We start from the raw sequence: 12,366 nt of genomic DNA, 5'->3' as shown, positions 1-12,366 counted from the left end.
GGGCGTGGCGAGCCTGAGCTGGGCGCTGCAGCACCGCACCTGGTGGCTGCTCGCGGTGGCGTTGTTGCTGCTGGCGCCCGCACTGCGCATCCTGCTGCCCAAGGGCACGTTGATCGCCCGGCGCGGCCTCCCCGTCACGATCCTGGCGCGCGGCCTGCTCGCGGGCACGTTCTTCGCCGTCGAGGGCTTCATCCCGCTCACGCTGACCGTCGTGCACGGTTACTCGCCCCTGGAGGCGGGCCTGCCGCTGACGCTGAGCGCGCTCGGCTGGGCCAGCGCGTCGATGTGGGCGTCGCGGCACCCCGAGATCGAGCGCCACACCCTCGTGCGGACCGGTTTCCTGTTCGTCGCGACCGGCATCGCGGCCGTGACGCTCATCGCACCCACGTGGGGTCCGGCCTGGGCGACGCTGATCTTGTGGGCCATCGCGGGCGCGGGCATGGGCCTCGCGACGTCCAGCGTCGGCGTGCTGATGATGGCCGCGTCTCCCGAGGAAGACCGCGGGTTCAACTCGGCGGCGCTGCAGATCTCGGACATGCTCTTCTCCGCGACCATGATCGGACTCGGCGGCGTCGTGGTGGTGGCCACCGCACCGACCGCGGGCGTGGTGGTGCTGAACCTGTCCATGGCGGCGTTGGCCGTGGTGGGAGCGATTCTGACCGGACCACGCATGCGGGCTACCCTTGAGCCCTGATGGCTTATCTCGACCACGCTGCCACGACCCCCATGCACCCGGAGGCGGTCGCGGCGATGACCGAGGCGTTGTCCACGACGGGCAACGCCTCGTCGCTGCACACCTCCGGCAGGCGGGCGCGGCGTGCGATCGAGGAGGCCCGCGAGACGATCGCCGACGCGTTGGGCGCCCGGCCGTCCGAGGTGCTCTTCACCGGCGGCGGCACGGAGAGCGACAACCTCGCGGTCAAGGGCATCTACTGGGCCTCCGGTAAGCGCCGGGTGCTGGCCTCGGCCGTCGAGCACCACGCGGTGCTGGACGCCGTCGAGTGGCTGGAGCAGCAGGGCGCGGACGTCACGTGGCTGGAGACCGACTCGTACGGCCGGGTCTCCGCGGAGTCTGTCGCGGAGGCGTTGGACGACGACGTTGCGCTCGTCACGACGATGTGGGCCAACAACGAGGTCGGCACCATCAATCCGGTGCACGACATCGCTCGCGTTTGTGCTGAGCGCGGTGTGCCGTTCCACACGGACGCGGTGCAGGCCGTGGGTGCGGTTCCGGTCGACTTCGCGGCTTCCGGCGCTTCGGCGTTGACGATGACCGGGCACAAGGTCGGCGGCCCCTACGGCGTCGGTGTGCTGCTGCTGGCTCGTGACGTGAAGTGCGCGCCGTTGATGCACGGCGGCGGCCAGGAGCGCGATGTGCGGTCCGGCACGCTGGACGTGCCGTCGATCGTCGGGCTTGCGCGCGCGGTGCGGATCGCGGTGGACGAGCAGGAACAGCGTGCCGCCGAGCTCGCCGCGTTGCGCGAGGAGCTGATCGCGTCGGTGCGCGCGGTGGTGCCGGACGTGATCGTCAACGGCGACCCGGTCGACCGCCTGCCCGGCAACGCGCACCTGACGTTCCCCGGCTGCGAGGGCGACAGCCTGCTGATGCTGCTCGACGCACGCGGCGTCGAGTGCTCGACGGGCTCCGCGTGCACGGCCGGTGTCGCGCAGCCCTCGCACGTGCTGCTGGCGATGGGCGTCGAACCGGCGTTGGCGCGTGGATCTTTGCGGTTCTCGCTCGGGCACACCTCGACCCGAGCGGATGTTGAAAAACTCGCGGCGGTGATCGGCCCGGTGGTCGAACGCGCGCGTACGGCAGGTCTGGCAGGCATGAGGCGTTCCCGGAAGGTGGTCAAGCAGTGAAGGTCCTCGCGGCGATGAGCGGTGGTGTCGACTCCGCGGTGGCGGCGGCACGAGCCGTCGAAGCGGGACACGACGTCACTGGTGTCCACCTGGCCTTGTCGGCCAAGCCCGGTACGTTGCGGACCGGTGCCCGCGGCTGCTGCACGATCGAGGACGCGCACGACGCGCGCCGGGCGGCCGACCTGATGGGGATCCCGTTCTACGTCTGGGACTTCGCGGAGCGGTTCACCGAGGAGGTCGTCGAGGACTTCGTCGCCGAGTACGCGGCGGGGCGCACGCCGAACCCGTGCCTGCGGTGCAACGAGCGGATCAAGTTCGAGGCGTTGCTGGACAAGGCGATCGCGTTGGGGTTCGACGCGGTGTGCACCGGCCACTACGCGCGGCTTGAGGTTTTGGGCGGACGTCCGGAGCTGCGTCGCGCGGTCGATCTCGGCAAGGACCAGTCGTACGTGCTGGCCTCGTTGACGGCGGACCAGCTCGCGCACGCGATGTTCCCGTTGGGGGACACCACGAAGGAGCTCGTGCGGGTCGAGGCTGCTTCGCGTGGCCTGTCGGTGGCGAAGAAGCCGGACTCGCACGACATCTGCTTCATTCCGGACGGGGACACGCAGAAGTTCCTCGCGGGCCGCATGGACACCAAGCCCGGGCTCCTGATCGACGACGAGACCGGCGCCGTGCTCGGCCGGCACGCGGGCGTGCACGAGTTCACCGTGGGGCAGCGCAAGGGTCTCGGCATCGACGGACCAGCCCCCGACGGCCGCCCGCGGTACGTGCTGGCGCTGGAGCCGGTGTCGGGCAACGTCCGGGTGGGCTCGGTCGAAAAGCTCGCGGTGACGGGGATTTCCGCTTCTGCCCCGATCGCTCATGTCGAGCTGGACGGGCCGGTCGAGTGCGTCGCGCAGGTGCGCGCGCACGGCGGCACGGTACCTGCGGTCGCGGAACTGGTCGACGGTGAGCTGCGGGTTCAGCTGCGGGAGCCGTTGAAGGGCGTGGCTCCCGGACAGGCCGTGGCGATCTACCGCGAGGACGTGGCGGGCGACCTGGTGCTGGCCAGCGCGACGATCGACGCAACTACCTAATTCGCTTGTCCGGCGCTCTAGCGTCGACGTCGTGACCTTCACAGACGCCGACGTCGCGGAGCTGTACGACAAGCTGAACGCGTGGCAGGGCGCGGACGCGGACTTCTACGACCCTCTGGTCGACGCGGCTCGCGATGTGCTGGATGTCGGGTGCGGTACTGGGCAGATGCTGATCTCCGCGCGGGAACGTGGTCACACCGGTCGGTTCACGGGTGTCGATCCGGACTCGGCGTCGCTGGCGCGTGCGCTGAGTCGGCGGGGCGACCTGGAGCTGGTGCTCGGTAAGGCGGCGGACATGCGCTGGGAAGGTGAGTTCGACCTTGCGGTCATGTCCAGCAACGCGTTCCAGTTCTTCGTGACCGACGAAGAACTGCGGGAGTCGTTGCGGGCCATCAGGACCGCGCTTCGACCGGGCGGCAGGTTCGCGTTCGACACGCGGTACGCGCCCGCCCGCGAGTGGGAGCAGTGGCAGCTCTCCGAGACCGAGATCGACGGGCTGGTCGTCAGCTACGACGTCGAGTCCGTGGAGAAAGGCGTGGTGACGGTCTCCGAGATCACCTCCCGGGACGGCGAGGTGATCAGGAAGGACCGGGCGGCGATGCGGTTTGTCGAGGTCGAGGAGCTGAACGGGTTCCTCGCCGAGGCGGGATTCCGCGTCGAAGGTCAGTTCGGTGACTGGAAGCGCGGCCCGATCACCGCGCTGTCCAGGTCGGTGGTCACCGTGGCTGCCACTCCGAGTTAGCTCCACAAAGGATGATGCACGGCAGTTCACCCGGCACGTCTCCCTTGAGGAACGCGGCGAAGGCTGCGGCACCCGCCGGCTCGACCGCCAGGCGGAAGTCCGCCCACAGCCGGTCGCGGGCATCGAGGATGTCCACATCGGACACCAGCACGGACGAGACGTTGTGCTGCTGCAGAATCTCCAGCGCCAGGTCACCCGCCCGGCTGGCGCCCAGGGCGTCTGCCGCGATGGAGTTCACCTCGGAGTCGACCGGTGTTCCCGCGGCCAGTGCGTTGTACATCGCGCAGCAGTGCACGGGTTCCACGGCGATGACGTGGCGGCCGCCGGAAGCCAGTGCGGCGCCCGCGACCAGGCCGCCGCCGCCCACCGCGATGGCGATCGTGTCCACTTCGGGCACGTCCTCGACGATCTCCTGGGTCACCGTGGACTGGCCTTCGATGACCTTGGGGTCGTTGTAGGCCTCGATGTAGGGCAGGCCGAAGTCGCGGGCGGCCAGGGCGGCTTCGGCGTAGGTGTTGCCGTGGCGGATCAGCTTGGCGCCCAAGGCTTCGATGCGCCTGGTCTTGGTTTCGGGAGCGGTCACCGGGACGAAGACGGTGGCGTGTGCGCCGAGCAGCTGGGCGGCTTGGGCGACGGCGATGCCGTGGTTGCCGCCGGATGCGGTGACGACCTCGGCGACGTTCAGCGACAGCAGCGTGTTGACGGCGCCGCGGATCTTGAAGGAGCCGGTCAGCTGGAGGTGCTCCAGTTTGAACACGAGCGGACGGCCGTCGACGGTGACGTGCATGGTGGGGGTGCGGCGGACGTACTGCGACAGCGTTCTCATGACACCAGTCTCCACAAGAACTGGACGAGAGTGACGATGCCGAGCAGGAAGCACACCAGGACGAAGGTGCCGCCGACCATCACCATCAGGCAGGCGCCCCAGGAGGTCTCCTCGTGCGGGGTGGCGTCGAGCTCGTGCTGGAGCTCGATGCGCGCTTCCAGATAGAGGGAAGCCAGGCGGGTCCGGGCGGTTTCGGTGGGGGCCTCGTCCACGCGGCCCTGCCAGCAGAGGGCGACCAGGCGGGCCTGGGCCTGGCGGTAGGCGCGTTCGAAGGCGACGGTCTCGTCCGGGTCGCGTTCGTCGGAGAGGTACGTCCAGCGGCCGGCCTGGGCCGGTTGGCCGAGGATGCGGTAGACCTCGGCCAAACGCTCGCGGAGGTCCAGCCGGTGCGGGTAGGTGCCGACGAGTCCGGCGACACGCTGACGTGCGCGAAGCACGCTCGCGAGGTCGCCTTGTCGCAACTCCTCGGCCGCTTTGTGGAGCGTCAGCTCTACCGGCATGAAGATTAGTTTTGCAGGTAGGGCTAGCTTTGACCTGTGTTCGGCCTATCGCTGCTGGTCTCGGGCCTCGCCTGGTGGCTGGGGCTCTACCTGCTCGCCCGTGATCCGCGCAAACCGCTGCTGTGGTGGGCGGGCGCCGGGCTGCTGGGCTATTCGGCGGCGGTCGTCGTGCCGCATCCGGTGTTGATCGGCGTACCGGCGCTCGCCTGGACGGGCGCGATCTTGTTGCTCGCGCGGCCCGAGTTGATCAGGTGGTGGTTGATCGGGTTGCCGGTGTTCCTGGCGGCGTCCTTGTGGGTGCCGTGGATCGTGCTGCTCCCTTTGGCCGTGTCGACAGTCCTAGCCATAAGGAAACGTGCGTACTTTTCACTCGTCGGAGTGATGTTCGGGCTGTCGGCTGCTGCCTTCCTGCTGCAACTTCTGCCAGACGCGATCACGTTGCCGTCGATCGGGTTCGACCTCGTGGTGTTCGGGGTGCTGATCGCGGTCACGGACGCGGTCGAGGAAGGCGAGGCGATCCGGGCGGACATGCTGCGGTCGTTCGTGATCGCCGGGTTCACCGCGGTGCTGTTCGGGTCGCAGGTGCTGCTGTTCGGCGGCCCGCAGCTGCTCGCGTACACGACGGTCGCGGCGGCGATCGCGGTGCAGGTGCTCGCGAACCCGCTCGCGTCGGTGGTGGACCGGTTGGCCGTGCCCGCGGTGGCCGCTGAACGGGCCGAGCTGCGCGAGGCAGCCGAGTCGTTGCCGAAGCGCCGGGCGTTGGTCACGGAGGATTCCGCCGAGTTCGCGCGGCTCACGCGGAAGGCGTTGAGCCACTACGGCGATCTCGGGAAGCTGGTGGCGAGCCCGTTGATCGCTTTGACGGACGAGGCGCCGCCGCTCGATCGGGCCGCGCAGTTGAAGGGCTTGTTGCTCGCGAGCATTCAACGGCTCAAGCCGGCCGACGGTGATTTCGGCACGAGTGATGAATGGCGTTACTACAACGCGCTGTACTTCTACTACGTCAAGGGAATCCGGCCGTATTCGGTGCGGACCAAGCGCGAGGACCTCGACGCGGAGGACCGGCGCGCGCTGCAGTGGTTCGTGACACAGGTGCCCGAGCGAACGCTGCACAACTGGCAGAACGCGGCCGCGCGGCTGGTCGCGACGGACCTGATGGCAGGAGTTGGCAGCGCTTGACGTGGTTCTGGCAGCGTTGACCGGGCGATCGTCAGGCCATGTTGAAATTCGCCTTGAAACTCGACGGTGTCGCTTCCTTCACCCTGGGTCTGCTGGCCCTGCTGATCCGCCCGGAAGTCGGCATGCCGACCGGCTGGCAGATCGGCCTCGGCCTTTTCTGCGTTGTTTACGGCGTGCTCGTCTTCACCTTGGGCACGCGCGCCCTTCCGGATCGCCGAATCGTGCTGCTGGTCATCGTCGGCAACCTGGTGTGGGGGCTGGACAGCATTCTCACGGCCGAGCTGAAGTGGTTCCCGCTCACCGACGCCGGCGTCGCGCTGGTCCTCGCGCAGGGGCTCGCGGTGATCGGTTTCGCGGTGCTGCAGGCCATCGGCCTCAAGCGCGCAGGGTCCGGGATCGACCGCGGAACTCCGCGACGATCTCAGTCCCTCGCCTGACCGTGATGTCGTAGATCCCGCTGCGGCCGAACCGGGTCCGTTCCACCGCCTCCGCCACGAGCTCGTCGCCTTCCCGCACGGGTTTGATGAAGTCGATCTCGGCCGTGGCGGCGACGGTGACGGACCCGGCCCTGTTGCAGGCGCAGGCGAACGCCGTGTCCGCCAGCAGGAAGACATAACCGCCGTGCGCGATGCCGTGGCCGTTGATCATCAGCTCGGTGACCTTCATGCGCAGCAACGCGTAGCCGTCGCGCAGCTCGACCGGCGCGATGCCGAGCGCGGTGGAGGCCTTGTCGGCAGCGAGCATCTCGGCAGGACCATTCATTCGTGGCAGCGTAATCACTCTGAAGGTGGTGTCACGCAGCGTTGAGGCCGCCCTACTGTCCGAATGCTTGATCGCTCAACATCGGAGGTGGTCGACATGGCTGGATGCTCTTGCTGCGGCGGTTGCACGGGTCCTGGCTGCGGGTGCTGCAGCAGCTGTTAGAAGGCCTGGACGACGAAGGCCGGCGCGGGGACGGAAGATCCCGCGCCGGCCTTTGCCTGCAGAACCGGGGTCAGCCCACGCACTTCGCGTAGTCGTCACCCATCGCTGCCTCTTGTCCGGGCTCGCAGGGCGAGTCCGGCGTGAGGAACGTGTCCGCGTTCTGCTGAAGACCCGCTTGCAGCGCGTTGGCCATCCGGGTCGGATTGCCGCTCAGCAGGGCATCGTTGATCTGCTCGTTCCTGTCCCAGGTCGTGGTGCAGCTGATGAAGATGCCGGACGTGACCTGCTTCGGCAGCCAGTAGGCGTGCAGGCCGACCTGACACGGCTGAATGTTCCAGTGTGGTGCGGCCTGGGCGGCTGGAACCGCCCAGAGCCCCGCGGACAGGATGAGGCAGACGACAGCGATGGACCTTCGAGCGAATCTGATCACTGGACTCTCCTGATGGTTGGTCAGTGCGAAAGTCCACGTCCGATCAGAGGGTCGGTGGCCGGGGTCTCGCTGTTAGCGGCTCCTTTCGCATTCACCCGGTTCAGCTACCGCAGAGGCCCGGATCAGCCCGTGTAGGCCTTGAACATGTTCGTGAACTCCCAGGTGGACTGCGAGATTCCACTGCAGGTGGGCGAAACCCCGCCGCCCGCGCACGAACCGTTGTCACGACCGGCGGACCAGAAGGCGATCCGTCCGACGTGGTTGGCCTTCGCGTAGTCGACGACCTTGCGCGCGTCGGCCTGGGTCGTCGTCGGGCCGGTGTCGTTGCGTCCGATCATCGGCGTGAGGCCCAGCAACGCCTTCAGTTGCGCGTCGGACTTCGACGGCCAGATAGCGCGCATCTGCCCGAGGGTGGCGGTCGCAGCGTTGACCATCGCGTCGCCCCAGTTGCCCGTGTAGCCGAAGTTCATCAGCATCGGGTTCACCAGCACGGTGACGCCCTGGGCGGCCGCGTCCTTGAGCACCTCGACCGAGTACGGGTCCATGCCGTAGTCCTGGCCCTGGATCCGCATGGTGTAGCTGACGGTGGTGCCGCGGCTGGCCTGGAGCTTCTTCAAGGCGGCGTTGACGGTCTTCTGGTCGATCGTCGCTTCCACGTCCACGTCGATGCTGTTGGAGCCCACCGCGTCCAGCACCTTCACGTAGGCGTTGTACAGCGCGTCGGCGGACGAGCAGACGTGCTCCAGGTACGGGCCCATCGCGCCGCCGGTCGCCACGATGACGCTGCCGCCAGCGGCCTTCAACGCCTTGGCGTCGCTCACGATGCGGCTGTCGTTCAACGGGACCGTGCCGCCCCACGCGGGGTCGCAGCCGGCTGAAGAGCCCAGCGCGAACGCGAGCGTGAAGTGCTTCTGGCCGGTCGCGTTGGCCACGTCCATCAACGAGGGCTTCGCCATCGTGATGTCGATGTACGGAGCGACGCGGGCGCTGCCGGGCGTTGGCGGCACGTCGGAAGTCGTTGTGGTGGAAGGGGGAGTCGTGGTCGTGGAGGTGGGCGTGGTGCCACCGCCGCACGGGACGCCGTTGAGCTTGCAGTTCGCCGGCAGCGCGGAGCCGCTCACCAGGAAGCCGAAGCTCGTCGAGGAACCGGCCGCGACGTTGCCGTTGTACTCGCGGTTGGTGAACGTGTGGTGGGTGCCGCTGCTGGTCAGCGTGGCGTCCCAGTAGGAGCCCACGGTAGCTCCGGCGAGGTCGAACTCGAGCTTCCAGCCGGCCAGCGCGGTGGTGCCCGCGGTGATCGTGTACTTGCCCTGGTAGCCGGAGCCCCAGGTCGAGTCCTGGCTGAAGACGGCGGATTCGCCGGCGGCGGAAGCGGGAGCGATGGCGACGAGTCCGGCCACGAGTGCGGTGGCGGCCCCGGCGGCGAAAAGGGCGAAGCGGGCCATCAGGGGTGTGTCCTTCCCGGCAGGGTGGAAGGGCGCGGACGGGAACGCGGGGCGCGTCGCGTTCCCATCCACGTACAGGGAGGTGCCCACACGCGGAGCACCTGCTCAATCACGGTAAGTGGCCTAGACCACAGCGTCAATGGGTCTAGACCTTTCTTGTCTGCCGGACAGTGGAACAATTCGGCGGGTGCGTGGAGCCACTGGAATCGGATCGCTGCCCGGAACCGACATCGACGAGGCGGCGAGGGTTGTCGTCGGCGAGCTGCCGGAGCTGCCGCACGTGCCGGAGCTGCCTGCGCGGGGCGTGGGCGCGGACATGATCGGCCGCACCGCCGGCCTGCTCGTCGACCTCGCGATCGAGGTGATCACGTCCGGCTACCGCGTCAACCCGCGGCCCGGCCGGGACCACCGGCGCGCTGTCGACCTGCTGCGGGGCGACCTGGACGCGTTCGACGAGGCGTTGGAACGGGCTGGTGCGCAGCCATCGGTCGTGAAGGTGCAGGCCGTCGGGCCGTGGACGTTGATGTCGAACATCGAGCTGATGCGCGGCCATCGGGTGCTCACGGACCGCGGCGCGGTCAAGGAGTTCTCGGAGTCGCTCGCTGAGGGGCTCAAGCTGCATGCCGCCGAGGTCGCCAAGCGCACCAAGGCGAAGGTCGTGGTGCAGCTCGACGAACCGGGCCTGCCCGCGGTGCTGCAGGGGCTGCTGCCGACGCCGTCGAAGCTCGGCACCGTGCCCGCGGTGCCCGTACCGGATGCGCGTTCAGTGCTCGCGACCGTGATCGAGGCCCTGAAGGACCACGAGGTGATGGTCCACTGCTGTGCGCCGCAGCCTCCGTTGACGCTGCTCAGGGAAGCGGGTGCGCAAGCGATTGCCTTCGACCTGTCGCTGATCAAGGGTGCAGAGGCGCTCGACGAGATCGGCGAGACCTGGGAGGCGGGCACGACGCTGGCGCTGGGCCTGGTGCCGAGCACCGACCCCGGCACGCCGGTGACGTTGAAGGAGGTAGGTGAGCGGGCCTTCACCCTGGTCGACCGGCTGGGCTTCCCGCGCTCGATCCTCGCCGAGAAGGCGCTGCCCACTCCGACGTGCGGTCTGGCTGGGGCGACGTCGAGCTGGGTCAAACGCTCACTGTCGCTGACCCGTGATCTGTCCTCGGCCTTTTTGGAACCGCCCGAGGGCTGGTGATGTCCGGTTTGGGCGGCTAGTCTGCTGCGAACTATTAGGAAACTTTCTTAACTGTAGGCCATCCGTCGAGGCCTGGACCGGGAGTTCCCCTCATGCGCATCAGACGTGCGGCTCTCGTCGCCGCAGTGCTCGCAGGTGTGGTCGTGGCGCCTGCCCAGGCCGCCCCCGCCGGACACATCAGGCTGGACCAGGTCGGTTTCGGCACCGCTGAGGCGAAGCACGCGTACGTGCTCGGCGGGGCCGCGAACACCAAGTTCACCGTTGTCGACAGTCGCGGGAAGACCGTGCTGACCGGCAAGACGGGTGCCTCGACGGGTTCGTGGAGCGACAAGTTCCCCGCGGTGCACCCGATCGACTTCTCTGCTTTGAAGACCGCGGGCACGTACCGGATCAAGGTCGGCTCGACGACCTCGACGGCGTTCAAGGTCGACTCGCTTTCGAAGCTGTTCCAGCCGGTCGCGAACGACACGGTCGAGTTCTTCCAGGCTCAGCGGGACGGCGCCTCGGTCGTCCCGGGACGGCTGAACCGCAAGCCCTCGCACCTCACCGACCGCTCGGCCGCGGTCTACGAGGAGCCGGTGTTCAAGGGCGAGGGCGGCGACGAGATCGCGGCGCCCTTGAAGCCGACGGGGGTGAAGGTCGACCTGGAGGGCGGCTGGTTCGACGCGGGTGACTTCGTGAAGTTCACGCACGCGTCGTCGTACTCCACGGCGTCGATGCTGCTGGCGTTGCGCAACAAGCACAACGACGCGCTGTACGACGAGGCCAAGTTCGGCTTGAAGTGGCTCGACAAGGCGTGGGACGAGAAGTCCGGCGTGCTGTACGCGCAGGTCGGCATCGGCACGGGTTCCGAGGAGTTCGGGTTCGTCGGCGACCACGACGTGTGGCGCCTGCCCGAGGCGGACGACAAGCTCGACGTGAAGCCGGGGGACAGCCAGTACTACATCAAGTACCGGCCGGTGTTCGCGGCCAACAAGCCCGGCGAGAAGATCAGCCCGAACCTGGTCGGGCGGGTGGCCGGCTCGTTCGCGGTGGCCGCGCAGATCGAGGCTCGCCGCAACCCGCGTCTCGCCTGTGAGTACCTCGACAAGGCCGCGAAACTCTTCGCGCTCGCCAAGACCGACAACCCGGGCGAGCTCGTGACGGCGTTCCCGCACGCCTACTACCCCGAGGGCTCCTGGACCGACGACATGGAGTTCGGCGCGACGCAGCTGGCGCTGGCCGCGAAGGCGTTGAACGACAAGCGCTACAACCAGTTCGCGAAGGCGGCGGCCCACTGGGCCAAGCAGTTCCTGGCCACGGGCGACCCGGACACGTTGAACGTCTACAACATCTCGGCTTTGGGTCACGCCGATCTCGCGAAGTTGTTGAAGGCGGGCGTGCCCGGCGCCGAGGTGACCGAGTCGCAGATCGTCGGCGACATCAAGCGTCAGCTGCAGCAGGGTGCCGAAGCGGCCAAGAGCTCACCGTTCCGCACCGCCGCCAACGTCGAGACGTGGGACGTCGGCTCGCGCACGTTCGGCTTCATCACGACGGCCGCGCTGTACGAGAAGGTGACCGGGTCCGCTGAGTACCGGACGTTCGGCACGCAGCAGCGCGGCTTCGCGCTCGGCACGAACGCCTGGGGCACGTCGCTGATCGTCGGTGTCGGCGCGAAGTTCCCGGAGTGCCCGCACCACCAGGCGGCGAACCTGTCCGGCTCGATCAACGGCGGCTCGAAGGTGCTCGTCGGCGCGGTGATCAACGGCCCGAACGACGCCACGCTGTTCGAGGACCTCGGCGAGATGCCGGAGGGGTCCGTGGCCTGCACCAAGCCGTACACGACCGAGTTCAACTCGGCGAAGTCGGTGTTCGCCGACGATCTGAGGTCGTGGCCGAGCTCCGAGCCCGCGATCGACTTCACCGCGACGGGCGTGCTCGGCTTCTCGCTGATCGCCAACGGCTGAGTGGCGCCGGCGCGGGCCTGGGTGTCCAATTCGGACTTGTGCTCAGGCTCGCGCTGGTGGTCGCGCTGCTTCTGTGCGCGGCTCCGGCGCACGCCCTGCCGCGCAACGCCTCCTGCCACGTACCCGGCGTGCACGACGCGGATGTGATCCCTCGCGCTCTTCCGCATCATCATCGGACTGTTCTTCGTCATCCACGGCGTGCAGCACCTGTCCAAAGGAACCAGCCTGCTCACGTGGCCCTCC

Annotated in this window: 12 protein-coding genes and 1 pseudogene; 8 read left to right on the top strand and 5 right to left on the bottom strand. The window is 68.3% G+C overall.

Annotated features, from left to right (window positions below):
* The 4 genes and pseudogenes from ABZX92_RS42660 to ABZX92_RS42645 all read left to right on the top strand — a co-directional run.
* Window positions 1–694 (top strand): annotated as a pseudogene (locus ABZX92_RS42660) (MFS transporter); the annotation flags it as partial.
* On the top strand, window positions 694–1,863 hold the full coding sequence (locus ABZX92_RS42655; protein WP_355571353.1) for a cysteine desulfurase family protein: 1,170 nt from the start codon (window positions 694–696) through the stop codon (window positions 1,861–1,863). The pseudogene ABZX92_RS42660 and the gene ABZX92_RS42655, both read left to right, overlap by 1 nt.
* On the top strand, window positions 1,860–2,942 hold the full coding sequence (gene mnmA, locus ABZX92_RS42650; RefSeq protein ID WP_355571351.1) for a tRNA 2-thiouridine(34) synthase MnmA: 1,083 nt from the start codon (window positions 1,860–1,862) through the stop codon (window positions 2,940–2,942). Before ABZX92_RS42655 ends, mnmA begins: the two co-directional genes overlap by 4 nt.
* A 31-nt stretch (window positions 2,943–2,973) precedes the next feature.
* The gene (locus ABZX92_RS42645) at window positions 2,974–3,684 is read left to right on the top strand and encodes a class I SAM-dependent methyltransferase (protein WP_355571349.1); all 711 of its coding nucleotides are present in this window, start codon (window positions 2,974–2,976) and stop codon (window positions 3,682–3,684) included.
* Here the strand turns inward: ABZX92_RS42645 and ABZX92_RS42640 are convergent.
* The gene (locus tag ABZX92_RS42640) at window positions 3,659–4,510 is read right to left on the bottom strand and encodes a serine/threonine dehydratase (RefSeq protein ID WP_355571347.1); all 852 of its coding nucleotides are present in this window, start codon (window positions 4,508–4,510) and stop codon (window positions 3,659–3,661) included. The two genes, ABZX92_RS42645 and ABZX92_RS42640, sit on opposite strands and share 26 nt — an antisense overlap.
* Entirely contained in the window at window positions 4,507–5,010 is a 504-nt protein-coding gene (locus ABZX92_RS42635) for a DUF6584 family protein (protein WP_355571345.1), read from the bottom strand. The genes ABZX92_RS42640 and ABZX92_RS42635 overlap by 4 nt, the downstream gene beginning before the upstream one ends.
* A gap of 36 nt (window positions 5,011–5,046) precedes the next feature.
* Here ABZX92_RS42635 and ABZX92_RS42630 point away from each other — a divergent pair, with 36 nt between their 5' ends.
* Window positions 5,047–6,189 (top strand): hypothetical protein, encoded by a 1,143-nt coding sequence (locus ABZX92_RS42630; protein WP_355571343.1) that lies wholly within the window; start codon window positions 5,047–5,049, stop codon window positions 6,187–6,189.
* A gap of 38 nt (window positions 6,190–6,227) precedes the next feature.
* On the top strand, window positions 6,228–6,626 hold the full coding sequence (locus ABZX92_RS42625) for a hypothetical protein (protein WP_355571341.1): 399 nt from the start codon (window positions 6,228–6,230) through the stop codon (window positions 6,624–6,626).
* Here the strand turns inward: ABZX92_RS42625 and paaI are convergent.
* The 3 genes from paaI to ABZX92_RS42610 all read right to left on the bottom strand — a co-directional run bounded on the left by paaI (window position 6,565) and on the right by ABZX92_RS42610 (window position 8,988).
* Window positions 6,565–6,951, bottom strand: coding sequence for a hydroxyphenylacetyl-CoA thioesterase PaaI (paaI, locus tag ABZX92_RS42620; RefSeq protein WP_355571339.1), 387 nt, complete (start codon window positions 6,949–6,951; stop codon window positions 6,565–6,567). The two genes, ABZX92_RS42625 and paaI, sit on opposite strands and share 62 nt — an antisense overlap.
* Window positions 6,952–7,183: 232 nt before the next feature.
* Window positions 7,184–7,543 carry a hypothetical protein gene (locus ABZX92_RS42615; RefSeq protein ID WP_355571337.1) on the bottom strand — a complete coding sequence of 120 codons (360 nt, stop codon included), beginning with the start codon at window positions 7,541–7,543 and terminating at the stop codon, window positions 7,184–7,186.
* Between the two features lie 122 nt (window positions 7,544–7,665).
* A complete protein-coding gene (locus ABZX92_RS42610) occupies window positions 7,666–8,988 on the bottom strand; it encodes a cellulose binding domain-containing protein (RefSeq protein WP_355571335.1) in 1,323 nt (440 codons plus the stop codon).
* A gap of 187 nt (window positions 8,989–9,175) precedes the next feature.
* Here ABZX92_RS42610 and ABZX92_RS42605 point away from each other — a divergent pair, with 187 nt between their 5' ends.
* Together ABZX92_RS42605 and ABZX92_RS42600 are read left to right on the top strand one after the other, a co-directional pair.
* Window positions 9,176–10,177 (top strand): methionine synthase, encoded by a 1,002-nt coding sequence (locus ABZX92_RS42605; protein WP_355571333.1) that lies wholly within the window; start codon window positions 9,176–9,178, stop codon window positions 10,175–10,177.
* A 92-nt stretch (window positions 10,178–10,269) separates the two neighbouring features.
* On the top strand, window positions 10,270–12,123 hold the full coding sequence (locus ABZX92_RS42600) for a glycoside hydrolase family 9 protein (protein ID WP_355571331.1): 1,854 nt from the start codon (window positions 10,270–10,272) through the stop codon (window positions 12,121–12,123).
* Window positions 12,124–12,366 lie beyond the last annotated feature (243 nt).

Source organism: Lentzea sp. NPDC006480 (assembly GCF_040611995.1).
Lineage (GTDB): Bacteria > Actinomycetota > Actinomycetes > Mycobacteriales > Pseudonocardiaceae > Lentzea.
The sequence above is the reverse complement of the archived record's forward strand: the minus strand, read 5'-3'. Positions and strand labels throughout refer to the sequence as shown.